This is a genomic window from Amycolatopsis sp. NPDC088138, assembly GCF_044741685.1.
Lineage (GTDB): Bacteria > Actinomycetota > Actinomycetes > Mycobacteriales > Pseudonocardiaceae > Amycolatopsis.
Map to the genome: position 1 here is coordinate 421,727 of NZ_JBIUTB010000005.1, position 21,540 is coordinate 443,266.

Annotated in this window: 22 protein-coding genes; 9 read left to right on the forward strand and 13 right to left on the reverse strand. The window is 71.4% G+C overall.

Features of this window, described 5'->3' with window-relative positions; genetic code table 11:
• From ACIOD2_RS28490 to kstD, 4 genes are read right to left on the reverse strand one after another with little or no spacing between them, the layout of a single operon-like run.
• Positions 1 to 1,032, reverse strand: a complete 1,032-nt coding sequence (locus ACIOD2_RS28490) for a 2Fe-2S iron-sulfur cluster-binding protein (RefSeq protein ID WP_400544400.1) — start codon at positions 1,030 to 1,032, stop codon at positions 1 to 3.
• Positions 1,025 to 1,282, reverse strand: a complete 258-nt coding sequence (locus ACIOD2_RS28495; protein ID WP_400544403.1) for a hypothetical protein — start codon at positions 1,280 to 1,282, stop codon at positions 1,025 to 1,027. Before ACIOD2_RS28495 ends, ACIOD2_RS28490 begins: the two co-directional genes overlap by 8 nt.
• On the reverse strand, positions 1,279 to 2,421 hold the full coding sequence (locus tag ACIOD2_RS28500; protein WP_400544406.1) for a Rieske 2Fe-2S domain-containing protein: 1,143 nt from the start codon (positions 2,419 to 2,421) through the stop codon (positions 1,279 to 1,281). The genes ACIOD2_RS28495 and ACIOD2_RS28500 overlap by 4 nt, the downstream gene beginning before the upstream one ends.
• On the reverse strand, positions 2,418 to 4,082 hold the full coding sequence (gene kstD / locus ACIOD2_RS28505) for a 3-oxosteroid 1-dehydrogenase (protein ID WP_400544409.1): 1,665 nt from the start codon (positions 4,080 to 4,082) through the stop codon (positions 2,418 to 2,420). The genes ACIOD2_RS28500 and kstD overlap by 4 nt, the downstream gene beginning before the upstream one ends.
• Before the next feature lie 101 nt (positions 4,083 to 4,183).
• On the opposite strand from kstD, the gene ACIOD2_RS28510 reads away from it, so the two are divergent.
• The 5 genes from ACIOD2_RS28510 to hsaB are packed head-to-tail and all read left to right on the forward strand — an operon-like array spanning position 4,184 to position 9,277.
• Positions 4,184 to 5,782: an FAD-binding protein gene (locus tag ACIOD2_RS28510; RefSeq protein ID WP_400544412.1), complete on the forward strand. Its 1,599-nt coding sequence runs from the start codon at positions 4,184 to 4,186 to the stop codon at positions 5,780 to 5,782.
• A 33-nt stretch (positions 5,783 to 5,815) separates the two neighbouring features.
• The gene (gene hsaA / locus ACIOD2_RS28515; RefSeq protein WP_323337565.1) at positions 5,816 to 6,979 is read left to right on the forward strand and encodes a 3-hydroxy-9,10-secoandrosta-1,3,5(10)-triene-9,17-dione monooxygenase oxygenase subunit; all 1,164 of its coding nucleotides are present in this window, start codon (positions 5,816 to 5,818) and stop codon (positions 6,977 to 6,979) included.
• Complete coding sequence (hsaD, locus tag ACIOD2_RS28520) at positions 6,979 to 7,827, forward strand: 4,5:9,10-diseco-3-hydroxy-5,9,17-trioxoandrosta-1(10),2-diene-4-oate hydrolase (RefSeq protein WP_400544416.1); 849 nt, start codon at positions 6,979 to 6,981, stop codon at positions 7,825 to 7,827. The genes hsaA and hsaD overlap by 1 nt, the downstream gene beginning before the upstream one ends.
• Positions 7,827 to 8,741, forward strand: coding sequence for an iron-dependent extradiol dioxygenase HsaC (gene hsaC, locus ACIOD2_RS28525; protein WP_400544419.1), 915 nt, complete (start codon positions 7,827 to 7,829; stop codon positions 8,739 to 8,741). The genes hsaD and hsaC overlap by 1 nt, the downstream gene beginning before the upstream one ends.
• A 5-nt stretch (positions 8,742 to 8,746) precedes the next feature.
• A complete protein-coding gene (gene hsaB / locus ACIOD2_RS28530; RefSeq protein WP_400544422.1) occupies positions 8,747 to 9,277 on the forward strand; it encodes a 3-hydroxy-9,10-secoandrosta-1,3,5(10)-triene-9,17-dione monooxygenase reductase subunit in 531 nt (176 codons plus the stop codon).
• A 7-nt stretch (positions 9,278 to 9,284) separates the two neighbouring features.
• On the opposite strand, the gene ACIOD2_RS28535 is transcribed toward hsaB, so the two are convergent.
• A complete protein-coding gene (locus ACIOD2_RS28535) occupies positions 9,285 to 9,845 on the reverse strand; it encodes a TetR/AcrR family transcriptional regulator (RefSeq protein WP_400544424.1) in 561 nt (186 codons plus the stop codon).
• 127 nt (positions 9,846 to 9,972) lie between these two features.
• Between ACIOD2_RS28535 and ACIOD2_RS28540 the strand changes: the two genes are divergently transcribed.
• Together ACIOD2_RS28540 and ACIOD2_RS28545 are read left to right on the forward strand one after the other, a co-directional pair.
• Complete coding sequence (locus tag ACIOD2_RS28540) at positions 9,973 to 11,052, forward strand: hypothetical protein (RefSeq protein WP_400544426.1); 1,080 nt, start codon at positions 9,973 to 9,975, stop codon at positions 11,050 to 11,052.
• 122 nt (positions 11,053 to 11,174) lie between these two features.
• The gene (locus ACIOD2_RS28545) at positions 11,175 to 11,765 is read left to right on the forward strand and encodes a hypothetical protein (protein ID WP_400544429.1); all 591 of its coding nucleotides are present in this window, start codon (positions 11,175 to 11,177) and stop codon (positions 11,763 to 11,765) included.
• Position 11,766: 1 nt separating this feature from the next.
• On the opposite strand, the gene ACIOD2_RS28550 is transcribed toward ACIOD2_RS28545, so the two are convergent.
• The 8 genes from ACIOD2_RS28550 to ACIOD2_RS28585 all read right to left on the reverse strand — a co-directional run bounded on the left by ACIOD2_RS28550 (position 11,767) and on the right by ACIOD2_RS28585 (position 19,551).
• Positions 11,767 to 12,021, reverse strand: coding sequence for a Smr/MutS family protein (locus tag ACIOD2_RS28550; RefSeq protein ID WP_392762062.1), 255 nt, complete (start codon positions 12,019 to 12,021; stop codon positions 11,767 to 11,769).
• Positions 12,018 to 13,079: an MBL fold metallo-hydrolase gene (locus ACIOD2_RS28555; protein WP_400544432.1), complete on the reverse strand. Its 1,062-nt coding sequence runs from the start codon at positions 13,077 to 13,079 to the stop codon at positions 12,018 to 12,020. Before ACIOD2_RS28555 ends, ACIOD2_RS28550 begins: the two co-directional genes overlap by 4 nt.
• 10 nt (positions 13,080 to 13,089) lie before the next feature.
• Positions 13,090 to 14,109, reverse strand: coding sequence for a fatty acid desaturase family protein (locus ACIOD2_RS28560; protein ID WP_400544435.1), 1,020 nt, complete (start codon positions 14,107 to 14,109; stop codon positions 13,090 to 13,092).
• Positions 14,110 to 14,276: 167 nt separating this feature from the next.
• Positions 14,277 to 15,209, reverse strand: coding sequence for an acyl-CoA dehydrogenase family protein (locus tag ACIOD2_RS28565; RefSeq protein WP_400544438.1), 933 nt, complete (start codon positions 15,207 to 15,209; stop codon positions 14,277 to 14,279).
• Complete coding sequence (locus tag ACIOD2_RS28570) at positions 15,206 to 16,090, reverse strand: acyl-CoA dehydrogenase family protein (RefSeq protein WP_400544441.1); 885 nt, start codon at positions 16,088 to 16,090, stop codon at positions 15,206 to 15,208. The genes ACIOD2_RS28565 and ACIOD2_RS28570 overlap by 4 nt, the downstream gene beginning before the upstream one ends.
• The gene (locus ACIOD2_RS28575) at positions 16,087 to 17,220 is read right to left on the reverse strand and encodes an acyl-CoA dehydrogenase family protein (RefSeq protein ID WP_400544444.1); all 1,134 of its coding nucleotides are present in this window, start codon (positions 17,218 to 17,220) and stop codon (positions 16,087 to 16,089) included. The genes ACIOD2_RS28570 and ACIOD2_RS28575 overlap by 4 nt, the downstream gene beginning before the upstream one ends.
• Complete coding sequence (locus tag ACIOD2_RS28580; RefSeq protein WP_400544447.1) at positions 17,220 to 18,056, reverse strand: enoyl-CoA hydratase; 837 nt, start codon at positions 18,054 to 18,056, stop codon at positions 17,220 to 17,222. The genes ACIOD2_RS28575 and ACIOD2_RS28580 overlap by 1 nt, the downstream gene beginning before the upstream one ends.
• The gene (locus ACIOD2_RS28585) at positions 18,040 to 19,551 is read right to left on the reverse strand and encodes a FadD3 family acyl-CoA ligase (RefSeq protein WP_400544450.1); all 1,512 of its coding nucleotides are present in this window, start codon (positions 19,549 to 19,551) and stop codon (positions 18,040 to 18,042) included. The genes ACIOD2_RS28580 and ACIOD2_RS28585 overlap by 17 nt, the downstream gene beginning before the upstream one ends.
• A 72-nt stretch (positions 19,552 to 19,623) precedes the next feature.
• Here ACIOD2_RS28585 and ACIOD2_RS28590 point away from each other — a divergent pair, with 72 nt between their 5' ends.
• A complete protein-coding gene (locus ACIOD2_RS28590) occupies positions 19,624 to 20,766 on the forward strand; it encodes an acyl-CoA dehydrogenase family protein (protein WP_400544453.1) in 1,143 nt (380 codons plus the stop codon).
• Positions 20,763 to 21,539: an SDR family oxidoreductase gene (locus tag ACIOD2_RS28595; RefSeq protein ID WP_400544456.1), complete on the forward strand. Its 777-nt coding sequence runs from the start codon at positions 20,763 to 20,765 to the stop codon at positions 21,537 to 21,539. The genes ACIOD2_RS28590 and ACIOD2_RS28595 overlap by 4 nt, the downstream gene beginning before the upstream one ends.
• The last annotated feature ends 1 nt before the right edge of the window (position 21,540 follow it).

Consider the following 21,540-nt stretch of genomic DNA (forward strand, 5'->3'; position numbering starts at 1 on the left):
CTATTCGTAGCTGATCGAGACGTCGTCGGTGACCGGCAGCGACTGGCAGGCGAGCACGATGCCGTCCGCGAGGTCGTCGGCGTCGAGGACCTCGTTGTGCAGCATCTTCACCTCACCCGTCACGATCCGGCACGCGCACGCACTGCATTGTCCCTCGCGGCACGAATACGGCGCGTCGAGACCCGCCTCCAGCAGGTGGTCCAGCAGCTTGCGCCGGCGCGGCCACGCCATCGACCGCGTCTCGCCGTCCAGCGTCACGGTCAGCGACGTGGGTGCTTCGTCCGATTCTTCGGCCGGCTCGGGCTCCACCGCTTCGAAGGGGTTCCCCGACAGCGACGTGAACTTCTCGATGTGCACCCGCTCCCGCGGCACGCCGAGCTGCCCGAGCGCCTCCCGCACGGCCGCCATGAACGGCGCCGGACCGCAGAGGAACGCTTCGTACGCCGTGAACGCGGAGGCCAGCCCGCGCAGCTGCGCGACGTCCGGCAGGCCCTGGACGCTCTCCAGCCAGTGCACCACGACGAGCCGGTCGCCGTACCGCTTGGCCAGGGACCGCAGCTCGCCCGCGAAGATCACCGACGCTTCGTCGCGGTTCGCGTAGACCAGCACCACGCGCCCGGATCCCTGCTCCAGTGCGGTCTTCAGGATCGCCATCACCGGCGTGATCCCGCTGCCCGCGGCGAAGAGCAGGAAGTCTTCGTCCACTGAGGACGGGGTGAACACCCCGGCCGGCGCCAGCACGTCCAGGGTCATCCCGGCCCGCAGCTCGTCGCAGATCCAGCTCGACCCGTAACCGCCGTCGGTGCGCTTGACCGTCACCTGCACGCGGTTCTCGTGCGGCGCGCTCGACAGCGAATAGCACCGCGCCACCGAACCGGTCCGCTCGCTCGGGATCCGGAGTGTCAGGAACTGCCCCGCCGAATACGTGAACGCCGACGCGTGCTCGCCGGGGATCTCGAACACCACCGAGCGCGCGTCCGGCGTCTCGACGACGACGTCGGCGACCGTCAGGGTGTAGACCCGCTCAGCCATCCGCGACCGCCAGCGTGCCTTCGCGCACCGCGTCGTCGATGCTGTCCGAGAGCTTCGGGCAGGTGTCGAGCAACGCGGTCGGGCCCTCGGCGTCGGCGAACACCGGGCAGCTCTCGGCCGCGTTCGTGATCCACTGGATGCTGGTGTGGTTGATGCTGTTCTTCTTCACCAGCACGCAGGTCCCGCAGCTGCGGCACTCGTGCGGCCGCAGCCCGCCGGTGAGGAACTCGACGGTCTCCGGCGTGGTCACACCTCGGCCTCCGCCTTCTGCCTGGCCAGGTTCTCCGCCACCTCGGCCGCCCACGCCTCGTTCGCCTTGGAAGTGTCCACTTCGAACTCGAAGCGCCGGGTCATGTCCTCGGTGACGTCGGCGGCGTCGACGTAGAACTGCTGGTACCAGCGGCGAAGCTGGTAGACCGGACCGTCCTCTTCGCACAGCAGCGGGTTCTCGATCTGGGTCTTGTGCTTCCAGATCTCGACGTCCTGCAGGAACCCGGCGCCGATGCCCTTGGCCAGCTTCGCCGCGATCTTGTCGGCGTGCTCGTCGGAAAGCCCGTCCTGCTTCTTGACCTTCATCCCGTACTGCAGCACGAACGACGTCGGCGTCACGGGGTAGTGGCAGTTGATCAGCACACTCTGGATCTCGTACCCCTGGAAGGAGTTCACCAGGTCGTTGATCATGTACGACGGCCCGAAGTACGACGCCTCCGACCGCAGCAGGTTGTCCTCGCCGCCGTAGTTGGACGCCATGCCCATGTCGGGGCGGCCCTTGGTGTTCAGGTACTGCGTCGCGATGTGACCTTCGAAGACGTTCTTGAAGTACGTCGGGTAGGCGTAGTGGATGTAGAAGAAGTGCGCCATGTCCACGACGTTGTCGATGATCTCGCGGCAGTTGGAGCCCTCGATGAGGATCGAGTCCCACGTCCAGTTGCTCCACTCGGAGCTGTACGCCGCCTCGATCCGCGGGATCGCCAGCCCGTCGGGTGGCGGGTTGCCCTCGGAGTCGTGCCACACGAGCAGCTGGCCGTTCTGCTCCAGCGTCTGCCACGACCGCGTCCGCGCGCGCAGCGGAACCCGCTTGCCGTAGGGGATCGCGACGCACTTGCCCTTGCCGTTCCAGCGCCAGTCGTGGAACGGGCAGGCCACCTCGTCGCCCTTGACCGTGCCCTGGGTCAGGTCGCCGCCCATGTGCCGGCAGTAGCCGTCGAGCACGTGCAGCTCGTCGTGGCTGTCCGCGAACACCACCAGCTTGGTGCCGAACGCGGTGATGGCGTGCGGTTTCCCGTCGCGGAAGCGCTCGGCCAGGCCGAGGCAGTGCCAGCCGCGGGCGAACCGGGTCGGTGGCTCGCCGGCGTAGATGGTCCTGACCGAGTTGTCGGTTTGCGTCATCGCTCGCCTCCCGTGGTCTCTTGATCTTCGTGGGCCAGCCGCGTCGCCGCAAGGTAGCCGAACACCATGGCCGGGCCGATGGTCGCGCCCGGTCCGGCGTAGGTGCGGCCCATCACGGCCGCGCTGGCGTTGCCCGCGGCGTACAGGCCCGGGACGGCCGAGCCGTCCTCGCGCAGGACCTGTGCGTGTTCGTCGGTGCGCAGGCCGCCCTTGGTGCCGAGGTCGCCCGGCACGATCTTCACCGCGTAGTACGGCGCCTTGTCGAGCGGCCCGAGGCTGGGGTTGGGTTTGTTGCGCGGGTCGCCGTAGTAGTGGTCGTACTTGCTGAGCCCGCGCTGGAAGTCCTCGTCGACGCCGTTGCGCGCGAAGCCGTTGAACCGCTGGATGGTCGCTTCGAGGGACTCCGCCGGGACGCCGATCTTCTCGGCCAGCCCGGCCAGCGAAGACGACTTCGCCGCGATCCCGGCCTTGAACCAGCGGCCGGGCAGCGGCTGGCGCGGCCCGATGCCGGTGAACATGTACCGGTCCTTGTAGCGCTGGTCGAACACCAGCCAGGTCGGGATGTGCTCGCCCGGGCCGTCGCCCTCGCCGTACATCGCGTGCACGGCCTCGACGTACGGCGCCGACTCGTTGACGAACCGCTCGCCGCGCGCGTCGACCATGACGCACCGTGGCCGCGAGCGCTCGGCCAGCGCGAACCACGGGCCGCCGGTGAGCGGCAGGGTCGGGCCCCACCAGGCGTCGTCCATCAGGTCGAGGGCGGCGCCGAGCTTGAGGCCGGCGGTGATGCCGTCGCCGGTGTTGGCCGCGGCGCCGACGGTCCAGTCGGTGCCGATCGGCGCGCGCTGGTACTTCTCGCGCATTTCGAGGTTCTGCTCGAAGCCGCCGCTGGCGAGGATCACACCCCGCCGGGCTTCGATGGTTCCCTGTGAGGTGACCACCCCGGTGACCCGGTCGCCCTCGACCTGCAGGTCGAGCAGCGCCGTGTTGAGCCGGACGTCGACGTTCGCCCTGGTCAGGCCGATCCGCAGGCCGGCCGCAAGCGCTTGCCCCATGGCCAGCAGCCGCTGGCGGCGGACCTTCCCGACCAGCCACTGCGTACCCAGCGACAGCAGCCGGACGGCGCCGCGCGGGTGCCGGGCCAGCAGGCTCAGCCAGCGGTAGTCCGCCTGGGTGATCGGGACGCCGAGCGGCGGAGCGCTGTAGGGCGGTTCGAGGTGCGCCAGGTCGTCGCCGAGCAGGTGGCCGTCGAGCGCGACGGGCTCGACCGACCGGCCGCCGGGCCGCCCGCCGGGCGCCTCGGGGTGGTAGTCGCTGTAGTCGCGCACCCAGCGGAACTTCAGCGGGGTGTGGTCGCAGACGAACCGCAGCACCTCGGGGCCGTGGGCGAGGAACGTGTCGCGCCGCACGGCCGGGACGACGTCCCCGACGATCGAGGCGAGGTACTCGCGCGCCCGCTCGGGCGGCTCGTCGATCCCGGCGGCACGCAGCGCGTGGTTGCCCGGCACCCAGACCCCGCCGCCGGAGCGTGCGGTGGACCCGCCGAAGTGCGCCGCCTTCTCGAGGACGACGACACTGAGGCCGCGGTGGGCCGCGGCCAGCGCGGCGGTCATCCCGGCGGCGCCACTGCCGACCACGACAACGTCGAACTGCTCCGTCATGCCACCTCACCTGTAACGTGTTCCACAAGACAAGTATCCAGTTGGGAGCCGCTTTCGCTCACCATAGACGAGAACGTGTTTCAGTTCTAGGGTAACGAACCATGGACGAACTCGTCGCGGACGTGGTCATCGTGGGGTTCGGGGCGGCCGGCGCGTGCGCCGCCCTCGAAGCCGCCGACGCCGGTGCGGACGTCGTCATCGTCGAGCGCTTCGCCGGTGGTGGCGCCAGCGCGGTGAGCGGTGGCGTGGTCTACGCGGGCGGCGGAACCGGTCAGCAGCAGGACGCGGGCGTCGACGACTCCGTCGACGCGATGTACGACTACCTGCGCCTCGAAGCCGGGGACGTCGTCTCCGAGAAGACGCTGCGGCGCTTCTGCGAGGGCAGCCGCGAGATGATCACCTGGCTGGAGGGCAACGGCGTGCCGTTCGAAGGCAGCCTCTGCCCGTACAAGACGTCCTACCCGAGCGACAAGTACTACCTGTACTACTCCGGGAGCGAGGCCGCGGGCGGCTTCCGCGACGCGGCGAAACCGGCGCCGCGCGGCCACCGCGTCAAAGGCCCCGGCACGTCCGGGAAGATGCTGATGACCCGGCTCGCCGAAGCCGTGCGCCGGCGCGGCATCCGTGTCCTGTCGCAGACGCGGGTGCGCTCGCTGATCACCGACCAGGGTGTGGTCACCGGGGTCGTCGTGGACACCTTGAAGGACGCGTCCGCTTCGGTGAAGGCCCGCCACCGGCGGCTCGCGCAGTACTCCGCCAAGCCCGGCATCTACGTGCCGTCGGTGCGGAAACCCCTGCACCGGCGCGTCGAACGGCTCGAGCGCGCGCACGCCCGCGAGCTACGGATCACCGCGCGCCGCGGGGTCGTCCTCGCCGCCGGCGGGTTCATCGCCAACCGCGAGATGGCTCGCGAACACGCACCCGCCTACCGCGGCGGCCTGCCGCTGGGGACGGCCGCCGACGACGGCTCGGGCATCCGGATGGGCGTCGAGGCCGGGGGAGCGACCGCGGAGCTGGGCCGGATCTCGGCGTGGCGGTTCGTGACGCCGCCGAGCGCGTTCCTCGGCGGGATCATCGTCGACGCCGGCGGGCGGCGGATCATCGACGAGTCCCGGTACGGCGCGGCCGTCGGCGAGCGGCTGATCGAGCGGCACGACGGCAAGGGCTGGCTGCTGGTCGACGCGCCGATCGTCGCCGAAGCCCGGCGCGACGGGAGCAAGCAGAGCCAATGGTTCCAGGGCCTCCAGCTGCGCTACCTCCTGCGCCGCGGGCGGGTCGTCGGATCGACGCTCGACGAGGTCGCGCGCAAGGCCGGGATCGACGCCGCCGGGCTGCGCGCCAGCGTCGAGGCCTACCACGGCGCCGAGGACCCGATGGGCAAACCCGCCGAGTTCGCCCGGCGCCTGGACAACCCGCCGTACTCGCTCATCGACGTCTCGGTGCGGCCCAACCTCGGTTACCCGACGCCGATGCTGACGCTCGGCGGCCTGGTCGTCGACGAGGACACCGGCGCGGTCCGGGACGCCGAGGGGGCCCCGATCAAGGGTCTGTACGCGGCCGGTCGCACCGCGGCAGGAATCTGTTCCAGGTCCTACGTCAGCGGTCTTTCGCTGGCCGACTGCGTGTTTTCCGGTCGCAGGGCGGGGATCAACTCGGCCCTGGCTCAGGGTGTTCTCGACAAAAACGAGAACGTGTTCTAGTCTTGCGTGAGTGAACGCGAGAGAGGACTGCGCATGAGCGAGCAGGTGATCGCCGGGGTCCGGGACCTCCTGCCGGTCCTGCGGGAACGGGCCCAGGACACCGAGGACGCGCGCCGCGTGCCCGAGGAGTCCGTCAAGGCCCTGCAGGAGACCGGGTTCTTCAAGTTGCTGCAACCGAAGCCGTACGGCGGCTTCGAAGCCGACCCGGTGAGCTTCTACACCGCGGTGAAGCTGATCGCGAGCGCGTGCGGGTCCACCGGCTGGGTCGCCTCCATCCTCGGCGTCCACCCGTGGCACGTGGCACTGTTCGACGCTCAGGCGCAGGAAGAGGTGTGGGGCGCCGACGAGGACGTCAGGATCTCCTCGTCGTACGCTCCGATGGGCAAGGCGGAGGTCGTCGAAGGCGGCTACCGGCTTTCCGGCCGCTGGAGCTTCTCGTCCGGCTGCGACCACTGCACGTGGGTGCTGCTCGGCGGGCCGGCGTTCAAGGACGGCAAGCCGGTCGACTTCTGCACCTATCTGCTGCCCATCGCGGACTACTCCATTGTGGACGTCTGGGACACGGTCGGGCTGCGGGGCACCGGGTCCAACGACATCGTCGTCGAGGACGTCTTCATCCCGCAGCACCGGGCGCTGAGCTTCATCGCGACGTCGAAGTGCAAGGTGCCGGGCCAGGCCGTCAACCCCGGTCCGCTGTACCGGCTGCCGTACGGGTCGGTGCACCCGTCCACCATCACCGCGCCGATCATCGGCATGGCCCAGGGCGCCTACGACGCGCACGTCGAGCACCAGCGCAAGCGCGTGCGCGCCGCGTACGCCGGTGAGCAGTCCAAAGAGGACCCGTTCGCCAAGGTGCGGATCGCCGAAGCCGCCAGCGAGATCGACGCCGCGTGGCTGCAGCTGACCCGCAACATCGACGAGCTGTACGAAATGGCCAAGCGCGAGGAGCGCCTGCCGAGCGATCTGCGGCTGCGTGTCCGGCGGGACCAGGTGCGCGGCACCGAACGTGCGATCAGCGCGATCGACCGGCTCTTCGAGAACTCCGGCGGCCGGGCCATCCAGCGCGGCACGCCGATCCAGCGCTTCTGGCGCGACGCGCACGCCGGCCGGGTGCACGCGGCCAACGACGCCGAGCGCGCCTACGTCATGTACGGCACCGGGGTCTTCGGGCTCCCCGTCGAGAACGCGATGTACTGATGGCCGCTCCCGAAGGAAAGTACGCCGAAGTCGCCGGCGATCTGAAGCTGCACTACCACGAGTCCGGCGCCGAGCACGCCGAGACGGTGATCCTGCTGCACGGCGGCGGGCCCGGCGCGTCCGCGTGGAGCAACTTCGGGCGCAACCTGCCGGTGCTCGCCAAGCACTACCGGACGATCGCCGTCGACCAGCCCGGGTTCGGCCGCTCGGACAAGCCGACCGAGCACCCGCAGTACTTCCGCCACAGCGCGGACGCCGTCGCCGGCCTGATGGACGCGCTCGGCGTCGAAACCGCCCACTTCATCGGCAACTCGCTCGGGGGCGGGGCCGCGGTCCGGCTGGCGCTGAACCACGGCAAGCGCGCCGGGCGGCTGGTGCTGATGGGGCCGGGCGGGCTGAGCGTCAACATGTTCGCGCCCGATCCCACCGAAGGCGTCAAGAACCTCGGGAAGTTCGGCGCGAAACCCAGCCGGGAGCGCATGGAAGCGTTCCTGCGCATCATGGTCCACGACCAGGCGCTCATCACCGAAGAGCTGATCGACGACCGGTTCGCTGCGGCGAACACCCCCGAGTCGCTCGCCGCGATGCGGGCCATGGGCATGTCGTTCGCCCAGCCCGAAACCTACGAAGAGGGCATGCTCTGGCGCGAGGCCCACCGCCTGCGCCAGCGCGTGCTGCTGATCTGGGGCCGCGAAGACCGCGTCAACCCCCTGGATGGGGCGCTGCTCGCGCTGAAGACCATCCCGCGCGCGCAGCTGCACGTGTTCGGCGGCTGCGGACACTGGGCCCAGCTGGAGAAGTTCGACGAGTTCAACCGGCTGGCCCTCGACTTCCTCGGGAGTTCCTGATGGGCATCCGGTCACTGGGCTACCTCCGCGTCGAAGCCACCGACATGGCCGCGTGGCGCGAATACGGGCTCAAGGTGCTCGGCATGGTCGAGGGCAAGGGGGAGAACCCCGACGCGCTTTACCTGCGCATGGACGACTTCCCGGCGCGCCTGGTCATCTCGCCCGGTGAGGCCGACCGCCTGACGACCACCGGCTGGGAGGCCGCGAACGCCGGCGAGCTGGCCGAGATCCGGTCGCGTTTGGACAGTGCCTCGGTGCCCTACAAGGAGGGCACGCCGGAGGAGTTGGCCGACCGCCGCGTCGACGAGCTGATCAGCTTCGACGACCCGTCCGGCAACACCCAGGAGGTGTTCCACGGCGTCGCTTTGCAGCACCGGCGCGTGGTCAGCCCGTACGGGCACCGGTTCGTCACCGGCGAGCAGGGCCTCGGCCATGTCGTCTTGTCTACAAAGGACGATGAGGCGTCGCTGCGGTTCTACCGTGACGTCCTCGGGTTCCGGCTGCGCGACTCGATGCGCCTGCCGCCGCAGATGGTCGGCCGGCCCGCCGACGGCGCGCCTGCGTGGCTGCGGTTCTTCGGCTGCAACCCGCGCCACCACAGCCTGGCGTTCCTGCCGATGCCGACGCCGAGCGGGATCGTGCACCTGATGGTCGAGGTCGAGCAGACCGACGACGTCGGCCTGTGCCTCGACCGCGCGATCCGGCGGAAGGTGCCGATGTCGGCGACGCTCGGCCGGCACGTCAACGACCTGATGCTGTCGTTCTACATGAAGACCCCCGGCGGGTTCGACGTCGAGTTCGGCTGTGAAGGCCGTCAGGTCGACGACGAGAACTGGATCGCCCGCGAGAGCACCGCGGTTTCCCTGTGGGGCCACGACTTCTCGGTCGGCGCCCGGCCGCCCGGCGCGCCGTGACGGCGATGGCCGTCGACCAGACGGCGTTCCGCGGCGTGCTCGGCCACTTCTGCACGGGCGTCACCGTCGTCACCGGTCGCGACGGCGACACGCTCGCCGGGTTCGCCTGCCAGTCGTTCGCGGCGCTGTCGCTCGACCCGCCGCTGGTGCTGTTCTGCCCGTCGCGGACCTCGCGCACCTGGCCGGTGCTCGCCGCGGCGGGCCGGTTCGCGGTGAACGTGCTGGCCGAGGACCAGCAGGAGGTCAGCGCGGTGTTCGGTGCCCGCGGCGAGGACAAGTTCGCCCGCTTCGGCTGGACCCCCGCGCCGTCCGGGGCGCCGCTGCTCGAGGGTGCCCTGACCTGGATCGACTGCGAGCTGGAAGCCGTGCACGAGGCCGGCGACCACTACGTCGTGATCGGCCGGGTCACGGCACTGGGCGCACCGTCGGACGCGCGGCCGTTGCTGTTCCACCGCGGCCGGTACTCGGTCACCGAGCCGGCCCGGGACGCCCTGGCGGCGCTGATGCCGTGGCCCCGCCCGGACGACTGGCTCTGAGCCGGCTTCACCGCCCGCGGAGACCGTCGACGATCACCGTCACGATCTTGGGCACCCGCGCGTCCCACTCCGCTTCGGGCACCCGCGACAACGCGCCGAGGAGCAGGATGACGTCCGCGGCGTCGACCTCGGCGCGGATCTCGCCGGCGGCCTTCCCGCGGTCGAGCAGCAGCTCGAGTGCCTGGTCGAGCCGGTGGTGGTGGTCCGCGTAGAGGTCCTGCCACGCCGAGGCCTCGATCGCCGCCATGACACCGCGTTTGACCCGGGCGTACTCGACCAGCCGCGCCAGCCAGGCGGTCAGGGCCTCGAGCGGCGGGTGCTCGGCCAGCAGCGGGGCCACGGCGTCGACGAGCTGCGTCAGCTCGTACTGGTAGACCTCCGCCAGCAGGTGTTCGCGGGTCGGGAAGTGCCGGTAGAGCGTGCCCTGCCCGACGTCCGCGGCCTTGGCGACCCGGTGCAGCTTCAGGTCGGCGGCCGCGCCGTTGGACTCGCTCAGCTCGGCCCGCGCGGCCTCGACGATCCGGTCGCGGTTCGCGACCGCGTCCGACCGGCGTTCCCGAGTGGCCACGACGCCACCAGCCTTCCCTCGTAGTAACCGGACAGTTGTCAGCTTAACCCGCCCGGCCGGACCGAGCGGTAACAACGGCCGTCGTGAAGGCGACTTCACAGGGTCCCCGCCGCTCGAGGAGGAGCCCGTGCAGCTGTCCGGTTTCCCGGCCGCGGAGGTCGGGTTCGACCGCGCGGGCCGGCTCACCGGGGACCGGGGCGCGGCCCTGCGTGAGCTCGCCGCCGACAGCGCGACCACCGATCTCGTCGTGCTGAGCCACGGCTGGGGCGACGACCACGCCGCCGCGCGGCAGCTCCACGCGGCGCTCGCGGCCTCGCTGCGCGCGGTGTCCGGCAGGCGGCTCGCCTTCGCCTGCGTGCTGTGGCCGTCGCGGAAGTTCGCCGAGTCCGCCGGTCTGGCGGAACGGCTCGACCTGCTGCGAGCGCTGGCGCCCGAGCACGAGCGGACCATCGACGCGGCGGCCGAGCTCGTCCCGGCGCTCGCGGCCCGCTCGACCGCGCGGACCGCGTTCGCCGCCGCGCTGCTGTCGGTGGCCGCCCCCGCCGCGCAGGACCGCGAGGACGCGTCGACGGAGGTGCTGACCCTGCCCGGCGGCACCGTGCTGGACCGGCTCGCGAAACCGGCGTCCGGGTTCGTCGAAGCCGCGCGGGAGCTGCTCGACTACCTGACGTACTACGAGATGAAGGCACGGGCGGGCGTGGTGGGGGAGCAGGGCCTGGCGCCGCTGCTCGCCGCCCTCGCCCGGCCCGGCCTGCGCGTTCACCTCGTCGGGCACGGTTTCGGCGGCCGTCTGGTCACCTCGGCCGCGGCGTCGCGGCCGGCCGGGACGGTGCGCACGCTCACCCTGCTGCAGGCGACGTTGTCGCACCACGCCTTCGCCGAGCACGGGGTGTTCCGCGGGGTGCTCGACGAGCACGTCGTGACCGGCCCGATCCTCGTGACGCACACGGCGTACGACCTGGTCGCCGGGGTCGCCTTCGAGATCGCGTCACGCATCACCGGGCTGGGTTACGGCGCCATCGGCCGCGACGGCGCCCAGGCGACGGCCGAAGCCGTGCCGGGCGAGCTGCTGCCGGTCGGCGGCAGCTATTCATGGCATCCGGGCGTGCCGCACAACCTGCTGGCCGACCGGTTCGTGCACGGGCACACCGACGTCCACGGGCCGGAAATCGCTCACGCACTGTTGTCGGCGATCGCGGCCAGTTAGCTCGACCGGGTGGTTGTGCACCGGTTCACAGGTGGGCCGCGTCCCATTCACGAGAGAAAGCCGACACCGCACGCGCACACTGGAAACGCAGAGTCTGTTTCCCGGGGAGGAGTGTGCCGCGCATGCGAGGTCGGATCGCCCGGTTCCGGCGCCGGTTGTTCCCCGGCCGCAACCCGCTCGCCCGCTTCGGCGACCGCGTCGAAGCCGCGCTGCTGGGGCTGATGATCGCGGGGGCGCTGCTGGCCCTCCCGTTCGCCGCCGCGTTCGGCTCCGACACCTACGCCGCGCAGACCGCCCGCGCCGAGCGGGAGAGCGCCACCCGGCACCCGGCGACGGCGATCGCGCTCGCCGCGGCCCCCACCCAGACCTACAGCACCGACGGCGCCGGCGCCCCGGCGGACCAGACCACCGTCCCCGCGGCCTGGTTCGACGCCCGCGGCACCCGGCACACCGGCGACGTCCTCGCCGACTCCGGCAGCCCGAAGGGCACGCACGTCCCGGTGTGGCTGGACCAGCGCGGCGAGCTGACGACCGAGCCGCTGTCGGCGTCCACCTCCGCCGCCGACGGCGTGTTCGCGGCGATCCTGCTCTGGGTCGGCGTCACCGGTGGCTTGGCCGCGCTCTACGGCCTCGGCCGGCTCGTCCTGGACCGGCTCCGCGCGGCGGCGTGGGACCGCGCCTGGGCCGAAGCCCGCCACGACAGCCGGTTCTGAGTCACTTCCAGCGGAAGTGCACGAACACCCGGCCGAAGTTGTCCTTGTCCTTCTCGATCCGGTGGTAGAGCGCCTTGATGTCCTTGCGCTCGAGGAACCGCAGCACGTGCTTCTTCAGCTGACCGGAACCCTTGCCGGGAATGATCTCGACGAGCGGGGCCTTCTTGGCGACGGCCTCGTTGATGATCCCCTGCAGGGCCTTGTCGATCTCGCCGCCGCGGTTGTAGATGTCGTGGAGGTCCAGCTTCAGCTTCACAGGGCCTGCCACCAGCCGTCGACCGGCGGCGGCTCGGTGACGTCGATCCGCTCGCCCGGGCGGGGGACCGACAGCGGGATGTCCGCGGCCTTCGCCTCGCGCCAGACCCGGTCGGCCGGCTCGCCCCACGGGTGCATCGCCAGCGAGAACGTCGCCCAGTGGACCGGGACCAGCAGCTTCGCCCGGACGTCGATGCCGGCCGCGACCCCTTCCTCCGGCGTCATGTGGATGTCCGGCCACTGCGGGGCGTACGCGCCGATCTGGACCAGGGCGACGTCGAAGGGGCCGTGCTCGGCGCCGATGCTCGCGAAGCCGTCGAAGTAGCCCGTGTCGCCGGTGTAGAAGACCCGGTGCTCCGGGCCGATCAGGGCCCACGACGTCCAGAGCGTGTCGTCGTTCGTGATGCCACGGCCGGAGAAGTGCTGGGCCGGCGTCGAGACGAACCGGACACCGGCCACGGTCGCGTCCTCGTGCCAGTCCAGCTCGATGATCCGGTCGGCCGGGACGTGCCAGCGCTCGAGGTGCGCGCCGACCCCCAGCGGCACCAGGAACGGGGCGTCGGTCGACGTCACCAGCGAGCGGATCGTCGCCAGGTCCAGGTGGTCGTAGTGGTCGTGCGAGATGACGACGGCGTCGACCCGGCCGACCCCGGACAACGGCACCGGCGGCTCGTGCAGCCGCCGCGGGCCGGCGAACGTCGCGGGGGAGACCCGGTCGCTCCACACCGGGTCGAGCAGCACGCGGGCGCCGTCCAGCTCGACCAGCGTCGAGGCGTGGCCGTACCAGGTCAGGTGCAGGCCGGTGCCCGCCTCGACCGGCGCGCCCTGGACCAGCGGGATCGTGCCGGCGGGTTTGCGCAGCTCACGGTCGGTGCCGAAGAACATCTCGCGGAAGATGGTGCTCATCGACGCCGCGGTCATCGGGTGCCGCGGCGCCACGTTGCGGAACACCTTGCCGTCGAACTGCGGCGACCGGCGGACCCGCTCGGCACGGGCACCGGCGGCCTTCGCGCCGAAGGCCGCCGGCAGGTCTCGCAGAGCCGCGATCGTCTTCCTCATGACCCCGAGTCTACGAACGGTTCCTGAGAGGCGCCCCAGCTTCATGCAGGTGGGTGAGCGCCTGCCGGTAGGACTCGACCAGGCTCGTCTGCAGGTACGGGATGCCCAGCTCGGCGCAGTAGCCCTGGACGATCGGCTGCGCCTGCCGCAGGTGCCGCGACGGCATGCTCGGGAACAGGTGGTGCTCGATCTGGTAGTTGAGGCCGCCGAGGGCGACGTCGACGACCGCGCCGCCGCGGACGTTGCGGGAGGTCAGCACCTGCTTGCGCAGGAAGTCGAGCTCCGGGCGCCCGGTCAGCGTCGGCATGCCCTTGTGGTTGGGCGCGAAGATCGATCCCATGTAGACACCCCACAGTCCTTGGTGGACCGCGAAGAACAGCAAAGCCATGCCCGGCGAGAGCACCGTGAGCAACGCGCTGAAGTAGACGACGAAGTGCGTGGCGAGCAGCGCGGCTTCGACACCGCGGCGGCGCAGGCCCGGCTTGCGCACCGCGCGGATGCCGGACCAGTGCAGGTTCAGCCCTTCGATGGTGAGCAGCGGGAAGAACAGGAACGCCTGGTGGCGCCCGATGAACGCGGGCACGCCGCGGGCCGCGCGGGCCTGGTCCTTCGACCACACGAGGATGTCCGGGTCGACGTCCGGGTCCAGCTCCTCGTGGTTCGGGTTCGCGTGGTGGCGGGTGTGCTTGTCCATCCACCAGCCGTAGCTCATGCCGACACCGAGGTTGCCCGCGATCATCCCGGCGATCTCGGTCGGCCGCCGCCGCCGGAACACCTGCTTGTGCGCGAGGTCGTGGGAGAGCAGGGCGATCTGGCCGAACATCACGGCCTGGAACGCGGCGATGGCCAGCTGCCACCACGAGTTCCCGAGGAAGGCGAAGGCGACCCAGCCGGCGGCGAACAGCGTGGTCACGACGGCGATCCGGGCCGTGTAGTAGCCGGGACGGCGCCTCATCAGGCCGGCGGCGGAGATGCGGTGGCTCAGCCGGGCGAAGTCGCTGCCGGTGTGCACGAGGTTGTCTGTGGTCACGTCCCCGAGTCTTCGCGCGCACGCTACCGTCCGGAAGCCTGCGCGCCGGTGGGTACTTCGGGGGGCCAGCCCTACCCGGCGGCCTGGTATAGCGGAACCTGGGCATCTCGTGTGATGTGACGGGCATCTCGCGTGATCGGGGAGGCATCACTCGTGATTGGAGGGGCTTAGCTCGGGCGGATGTGTGGTAGGTGGTGGTGTGGCGCGCCGAACAGCAGGGCTGCCGAGTGCGCGCGTTTGAAGTAGCGGTGCGCCGGGTGTTCCCAGGTGATCGCGATGCCGCCGTGCAGCTGGATCATCTCCGCCGCCACCTCCGAGAGCACCTCGGAGCAGTGCACCTTGGCGACCGCGGGCAGGTCCGCGTAGGCCGCCGAGCGGGCCGTCTCGACCAGGACGTGCAGGTCGGCCATGCGGTGCTTGAGCGCCTGGAAGCTCCCGATCGGCCGCCCGAACTGGTGGCGCTGCTTGGTGTATTCGACGGTCAGCTCGAGTGCTCGGGCCGCCGCGCCGGTCTGTTCGGCGGCGAGGAGGAGGCAGGCGAAATCCCGCAGCGGGCCTGGAGACAGGGGACCCAGCCGCCGGGCGGGGGCGTGGTCGAATGTCACCGTGGCGAATCGCCGGGTCTCGTCCAGCGAAGGGACGTGCTCGCGGACGGCGTCGGCGGGGTCCACTTCGTACAGTCCGTCTCCCGCGGCCACCAGGAGGATCGAAGCGGTGTCGCCGTCCAGGACGTAGTGCGCTCGTCCGTCCACAGTCGACAAATCACCTCGGCACGCGGCGGCCTCCCAGCGGCCGTCCTCACCGGTCCATGCCAGCGCCGCGACGGCACCCTCGGCGAGCCGGGGCAGCAGCTGCTCGTCACCGGTCGCGAGCACCGCCTGGGTGGCGACGGCCGAGCCGAGGAACGGGACGTCCGAGAGCACCCGGCCGAGTTCTTCCGCGACGATCCGGAGTTCGGTGAGCCCGGCGCCGAGGCCGCCGTGCTCCTCGGGGATCGCGAGTGCGGGCACGCCGATGTCGACGAGGGCCGGCCACGGCGCAGCCTCCCGCTCCAGCAGCTTCCGGACGGTGGCGCGGAGTTCGTCCTGTTCCGGCGTCATCCGACCGCCGCCAGCACCCGACGCCGGTGCACCGCGGCCGTGCCCCAGGCCGTGGTCAGGGCACGCACTCGCAGCAGCCGGCGGCCGAGCGGGTGCTCGGCGGTGTAGCCGATCGCGCCGTGCACCTGCAGTCCGGTGCGGGCCGCGAGCAGTGCCGCGTCGCCGCAGGCCACCTTCGCCGCCGAGACGTCCTCCGGCGCGAGGGTCACGGCCGCGCCGTACAGCAGAGGCCGCGCCAGCTCCAGAGCCGTGACGACGTCGGCGAGGAGGTGCTTGACCGCCTGGTACTTCCCGATCTCGCGGCCGTACTGCCGCCGTTGACCGGCGTAGCCGACCGACGTCGCGAGCAGCCAGTTCCCGGCCCCGAGCAGCTGCGCCGCCGTCGCCAGGACGCCGAGGTCGAACGCGCGCGCCGGGTCCAGGGCCGGGCCGAGGTCGTCACCGGGGACAACCTCGAACAGCCGTCGGGACGGGTCCACAGAGGACAGTGCACGGCCGGGTGTGAAGGTCTTGAGGCGCGCGCCGTCCAGCAGGACGCGCAGGTCCGCGGTGTCCGCGTCGAGGGCGTAGGGGACGTGCGGGGCGAAGACCACCGACGCCCGGGTCTCGCCGGAGGCCACCGAGGCGAGCACCGGGTCGTCGAGCAGCGCGGGCAGCACCGCCACCGTGTCGGTCCAGGGGCCGGAGACACCGTGGTGGCCCAGCGCCTCGAACGCGACCACGAGGTCGACCGGCGACGCGCCGAGGCCGTCGTGCTTCTCCGGGATGCCGAGCGCCGTGACGCCCAGCTCGGCGAGCTTCGGCCACTCGTCCGTGGTGGACAGCAGGTCGTGCAGCGACGCGGCGAACGCCGTCTGCTCGCCGGTCAACCCGAACCTCATCGATCCTCCCGCGGCAGGCCGAGCAGGCGTTCGGCGACGATCGTGCGCTGGATCTGGTCGGTGCCGCCGTAGATCGGCCCGGCCAGCGAGAACAGCCAGCCGTCGCTCCAGCGGCCGTGCAGCTCGGCGTCCGGGCCCAGCAGGTCGAGCGCCGTCTCGTGCAGCTCGACGTCCAGGTGCGACCAGAACAGCTTGTTGACACTCGACTCCGGCCCGAGCTGCCCGCCCTCGGCGAGCTTGGTGACCGTGCCGAAGGTGTAGAGCTGGTAGGCGCGGGCGCCGATCCACGCGTCGGCGACGCGATCCGCCGTTGCCTCCGGCCGCCCGGACGAAGACCACAGCGCCGTCAAGCGGTCGGCGGCCGCGAGGAACCGGCCGGGGCTGCGCAGCGACAGGCCACGCTCGTTGTTGGCCGTGGTCATCGCGACCTTCCAGCCCGCGCCGGGCTCGCCGATGACGTCGGCGTCCGGCACGAAGACGTCGTCGAAGAAGATCTCGGCGAACCCCGGCTCGCCGTCCAGCTGCGGGATCGGGCGCACGGTGACACCCTCCGCGCGCAGGTCGGCCATCAGGTAGGTCAGGCCGCGGTGGCGCTCGGCGTCGGGGTCGCTGCGGAACAGGCCGAACGCGCGGTCGGCGTAGGCCGCCCGGGAACTCCAGGTCTTCTGTCCGTTGAGGACCCAGCCACCGTCCACTCGGGACGCCGTGCTGCGCAGCGCGGCGATGTCGCTGCCCGCCTCCGGCTCGGACCACGCCTGCGCCCAGACCTCTTCGGAGCGGGCCATCTTCGGCAGGATCCGGGCCAGCTGCTCGTCGGTGCCGTGGGAGAACAGCGTCGGCGCAAGCATGAAGATGCCGTTCTGGTTGACCCGCAGCGGCGCGCCGGCCGCGTAGTACTCCTCCTCGAACAGCACCCATTCCAGGAGGCTCGCGTCGCGGCCGCCGTACTCGGCCGGCCACGAGACGACCGACCAGCGCGCGTCGGCCAGCCCGGCCTCCCACTCGCGGTGGGCGGCGAACCCTTCCGGCGTGTCGAACGAGGGGAGCGGCTCGGCGGGGACGTGCGCGGCCAGCCAGGCCCGGGCTTCGTCGCGGAACGCTTCGACGGAGGGGGAGAGGTCGAGGTCCATCAGCGATCCCGCATGGACCGGGCGTTCAGGCCGGCCAGGGAGTCGCCGGAGGTCTCGGCGTTGTGCGCGTGCGCGAAGTGGTGCAACCCGAACACACTGTCCATTCCGGACCGCAGGCCCATCTGGTCCTCGGCCTGGTTCACGGCCTTCTTGGCCAGCGCCAGCCCGAACCGCGGCATCTCGGCGATCTTATCCGCGAGCGCCATCGTCTCGGTTTCGAGGTCGGCGCGCGGGACGACCCGGTTGAGCATGCCCCAGTCCAGGGCCTGCTGGGCGGTGAAGCGCTCGCCGGTGAACAGGACCTCCTTGGCCCGCCGAGGCCCGAGCACCCACGGGTGCGCGAAGTACTCGACACCGGGAATCCCCATGCGCACCACGGGATCGGCGAAGAACGCGTCGTCGGACGCGACGATCAGGTCGCACACCCAGGCGAGCATCAGCGCCCCGGCGATGCACGCGCCTTGCACCGAAGCGATCGTCGGCTTCGGGATCTCCCGCCAGCGGCGGCACATCCCGAGGTACACCTCGGACTCCCGGGCGAACCGCTGGTCACCGCCCGCCGCGTCGACGTGGTCCCACCACATCACCGCCTTGCGCTCGAACGAGACGTCCGCGTCACGGCCCGGCGAGCCGATGTCGTGCCCGGCCGAGAAGTGCTTACCCGCCCCGGCCAGCACGATCACCTTCACCTCGGCGTCGTCGACGGCCCGCGTGAACGCGGCGTCGAGCGCGTAGGTCATCGCCGAGTTCTGCGCGTTGCGGTACTCGGGCCGGTTCAGGGTGACGACCGCGACCGGCCCGCGCACCTCGTAGGTCACCTCAGACGGTTCGGTCATGCCCTTCCTCTCGCAGAACTCGCTTGAGCACCTTGCCCGACGGCGTGCGCGGCAGCTCGTCCCGGAACTCGACGTGCCGGGGCCGCTTGTAGTTCGCCAGGTTGGCCTTGCAGTGGTTCAGGACGTCCTCAGTGGACAGAGTGACTCCCGGCCGCGGCCGGACGTAGGCCTTGCCGACCTCGCCGTAGACCTGGTCCGGCACGCCGACGACGACGGCCTCGGCCACCCCGTCCAGCCAGCCCAGCGCCTGCTCGACCTCGGCCGGGTAGACGTTGAACCCGCCGCAGATGTACATGTCCTTGATCCGGTCGACGATCCGCAGGTGCCCGGACTCGGTGAGCACGCCGACGTCGCCGGTGTGCAGCCAGCCGTCGGGGTCGATCGCCTCGGCGGTCGCGGCCGGGTCGTCGAGGTACCCGAGCATCACGTTCGGGCCGCGCAGCAGGACTTCGTCACGCTCGCCGAGCCGGACCTCGAACCCGGCGGTGGGCCGGCCGACGGTCCGCGCGATCAGGTCGGGCGGATCGGTGCGCAGGGACATCGTGGCCACGACGGCCTCGGTGAGCCCGTACGCGGTGAGCACCAGGTCGAAGCCGAGTTCCGCCTGCATCCGTTCGACGAGCGCGACGGGCACGGTCGCCGCGCCGGTGACGGCCAGCCGCAGCGACGACAAGTCGTACGACGGCCGGTCCGGCGCGTCCAGCAGGACCTGGAAGATGGTCGGGGCGCCCGGCAGCACGGAGATCCGCTCGTCCTGGATCAGCCGCAGCGTCTCGGCGACGGCGAAGGTGCGCTGCGGCACGAGTGTCGTGCCGTGCAGGGTGGCGGCCAGGATCCCGGCCTTGTACCCGAAGCTGTGGAAGAACGGGTTGATCACGAGGTAGCGGTCCTGCTCGCTCAGCTCGCCGCACGCGGCCCACGCGGCGGCGACACCCAGGGCCTGCCGGTGCGACGACATCGCGCCCTTGCTGCGGCCGGTCGTACCGGACGTGAACAGGATGTCACTGACGTCGTCCGGCCGCGCGGGGCTGGTGAAGGTGTCGTCGAAGGCGTCGAGCGCGTCCCACTCGGTGACGCCGCCGACCGGGTCTTCCGAGCCTTCGACGGGGATCCGCAGGACCGTGGGTGGACGCTCGTCGAGCGAAGCTAGCCGGTCCGTGTCGAGGAACGTGCCGGTGATGGCCAGGGCCGAGACCTTCGCGCGGCTCAGGATGTCGGTGGTTTCCCGGGCGGTGAACCGGGTGCTGATCGGCACCAGCGTCGCACCCGCGTAGTGCGCGCCGAGCGCCGCGACCGGCCAGTGCCACGTGTTGGGCGCGCAGACCGCGACGCGGTCACCCGGCCCGATCCCCGCGGCGGCGTAGAAGTTCGCGCACTGCCGCACCTTGGACAGCAGCTCCGGCCAGGTCAACCGGACATCGCCGTCCACCAGTGCTTCACGTGCGGGGAACCGCTCCGCCGCGGCGTCGAGCGCCGCCGGGACGGTCTCCGTCATCACGGCCTCCCTAGCAAGTGCTTGGTAGGGTAGCCTACGCAGGACCCCCGGTTTTGGCCAGAGGAGGTGGCGGTGCCCGATCAGGACTTCCGTGCCGAGGTACGGACCTGGCTGGTCGAACACCTGCGCGGCGACTTCGCGAAGCTGCGCGGGCGCGGCGGGCCCGGCCGCGAGCACGAGGCGTTCGAGGAGCGCCTGGCGTGGGAACGCGAGCTGGCGACCGGCGGCTGGAACTGCGTCGGCTGGCCCGTCGAGCACGGCGGCCGCGGCGCGACCCTCGAGCAGCAGGTGATCTTCCACGAGGAGTACGCGCTCTCCGACGCCCCGGCCAAGGTCGGGCACTTCGGCCAGGAACTGCTCGGCCCGACGCTCATCGCGTTCGGCACCCCGGAGCAGCAACGCCGCTTCCTGCCGCCGATCGTCGCCGCCGAAGAACTGTGGTGCCAGGGGTACTCCGAACCCGGCGCGGGCTCCGACCTCGCCGCCGTCTCGACGTCGGCCCGGCTCGACGGTGACGAGTGGGTGGTCACCGGCCAGAAGGTCTGGACGTCGCTGGCGCAGCACGCCGACTGGTGTTTTGTCGTCGCCCGCACCGAGCCCGGCTCGAAGCGCCACAAGGGACTGTCCTACCTGCTCGTCCCGATGCGACAGTCCGGAGTGGACGTCCGGCCGATCGTCCAGCTGACCGGGACGGCGGAGTTCAACGAGGTCTTCTTCGACGGCGCCCGCACGCACCGCGACCTGGCCGTGGGGGAGCCGGGTGACGGCTGGCGCGTCGCGATGGGCACCCTGGCCTTCGAACGCGGTGTCGCCACCCTCGGCCAGCAGGTCGGCTTCCGGCGCGAGCTGACGGCGTTGACCGAGCTTGCCGAGAACACCGGCGCGCTCGAGGACCCGGTGCTCGCCGAACGCGTCGACCGGGCCTGGCTGGGCCTGGAAGTCATGCGCGCGCACGCCATCCGCACCCTCGGCGACACCGGCCCCGGCACGGCGTCGGTCGCGAAACTCGTCTGGGCGAACTGGCACCGCACCCTCGGCGAGCTGGCCATGGCGATCCGCGGCGCGGCCGGGATGCTCGCGCCGGACGGCCTCGACGACTGGCAGCGGCTGTACCTGTTCACCCGCGCCGACACGATCTACGGCGGCTCCAACGAAATCCAGCGGAACATCATCGCCGAGCGCGTGCTCGGCCTGCCCCGGGAGGCCCGTCCGTGATCACCGTCCCGAAGTACCCGGCGGGCGCGAACCTGGTGCGGGACAAGGTGGTCGTCGTGACCGCCGCGGCCGGCACCGGCATCGGTTCCGCCACGGCGAAGCGCTGTCTCGAAGAGGGCGCGAAGGTCGTCGTCAGCGACTGGCACGAACGCCGCCTCGGCGAGAAGGCCAAGGAACTCGCGGACCTCGGTGACGTCCACGCGATCCCGTGCGACGTCACGCAGGAGGAGCAGGTGCAGGCGCTCATCGACGGCAGCGTCGAGCGCTTCGGCCGGATCGACGTCGTCGTCAACAACGCCGGGCTCGGCGGCACCAAGTCCCTGCTGGACATGACCGACGAGGAGTGGACGCGGGTCCTCGACGTCACCCTCAACGGCACCTTCCGCGCCACCCGCGCGGCCCTGCGCCGGTTCGCCGAACAGGGTGACGGCGGCGCGATCGTCAACAACGCGTCCGTGCTCGGCTGGCGGGCCCAGGGCGGGCAGGCGCACTACGCGGCGGCCAAGGCGGGCGTGATGGCCCTGACGCGGTGCGCGGCCGTCGACGCCGCGCCGCTGGGCGTCCGGGTCAACGCCGTCGCGCCCAGCATCGCCATGCACGCGTTCCTGGCCAAGGTGACCAGCGACGAGCTGCTCGAAGAGCTGACCGCCCGCGAGGTTTCGGGGAGGGCGGCGGAGCCCTGGGAAGTGGCGAATGTGATCGTGTTCCTCGCCAGTGAGTACTCGTCGTACCTCACCGGCGAGGTCGTGTCCGTGAGTTCGCAACATGCGTGAG

Excerpts from the sequence above, each read along its gene's own strand:
- ACIOD2_RS28490 (WP_400544400.1), bottom strand. The coding sequence starts at position 1,032 with ATGGCTGAGCGGGTCTACACCCTGACGGTCGCCGACGTCGTCGTCGAG.
- ACIOD2_RS28500 (WP_400544406.1), bottom strand. The coding sequence starts at position 2,421 with ATGACGCAAACCGACAACTCGGTCAGGACCATCTACGCCGGCGAGCCA.
- kstD (WP_400544409.1), bottom strand. The coding sequence starts at position 4,082 with ATGACGGAGCAGTTCGACGTTGTCGTGGTCGGCAGTGGCGCCGCCGGG.
- ACIOD2_RS28510 (WP_400544412.1), top strand. The coding sequence starts at position 4,184 with ATGGACGAACTCGTCGCGGACGTGGTCATCGTGGGGTTCGGGGCGGCC.
- hsaA (WP_323337565.1), top strand. The coding sequence starts at position 5,816 with ATGAGCGAGCAGGTGATCGCCGGGGTCCGGGACCTCCTGCCGGTCCTG.
- hsaD (WP_400544416.1), top strand. The coding sequence starts at position 6,979 with ATGGCCGCTCCCGAAGGAAAGTACGCCGAAGTCGCCGGCGATCTGAAG.
- hsaC (WP_400544419.1), top strand. The coding sequence starts at position 7,827 with ATGGGCATCCGGTCACTGGGCTACCTCCGCGTCGAAGCCACCGACATG.
- hsaB (WP_400544422.1), top strand. The coding sequence starts at position 8,747 with ATGGCCGTCGACCAGACGGCGTTCCGCGGCGTGCTCGGCCACTTCTGC.
- ACIOD2_RS28545 (WP_400544429.1), top strand. The coding sequence starts at position 11,175 with ATGCGAGGTCGGATCGCCCGGTTCCGGCGCCGGTTGTTCCCCGGCCGC.
- ACIOD2_RS28555 (WP_400544432.1), bottom strand. The coding sequence starts at position 13,079 with ATGAGGAAGACGATCGCGGCTCTGCGAGACCTGCCGGCGGCCTTCGGC.
- ACIOD2_RS28565 (WP_400544438.1), bottom strand. The coding sequence starts at position 15,209 with ATGACGCCGGAACAGGACGAACTCCGCGCCACCGTCCGGAAGCTGCTG.
- ACIOD2_RS28570 (WP_400544441.1), bottom strand. The coding sequence starts at position 16,090 with ATGAGGTTCGGGTTGACCGGCGAGCAGACGGCGTTCGCCGCGTCGCTG.
- ACIOD2_RS28575 (WP_400544444.1), bottom strand. The coding sequence starts at position 17,220 with ATGGACCTCGACCTCTCCCCCTCCGTCGAAGCGTTCCGCGACGAAGCC.
- ACIOD2_RS28580 (WP_400544447.1), bottom strand. The coding sequence starts at position 18,056 with ATGACCGAACCGTCTGAGGTGACCTACGAGGTGCGCGGGCCGGTCGCG.
- ACIOD2_RS28585 (WP_400544450.1), bottom strand. The coding sequence starts at position 19,551 with ATGACGGAGACCGTCCCGGCGGCGCTCGACGCCGCGGCGGAGCGGTTC.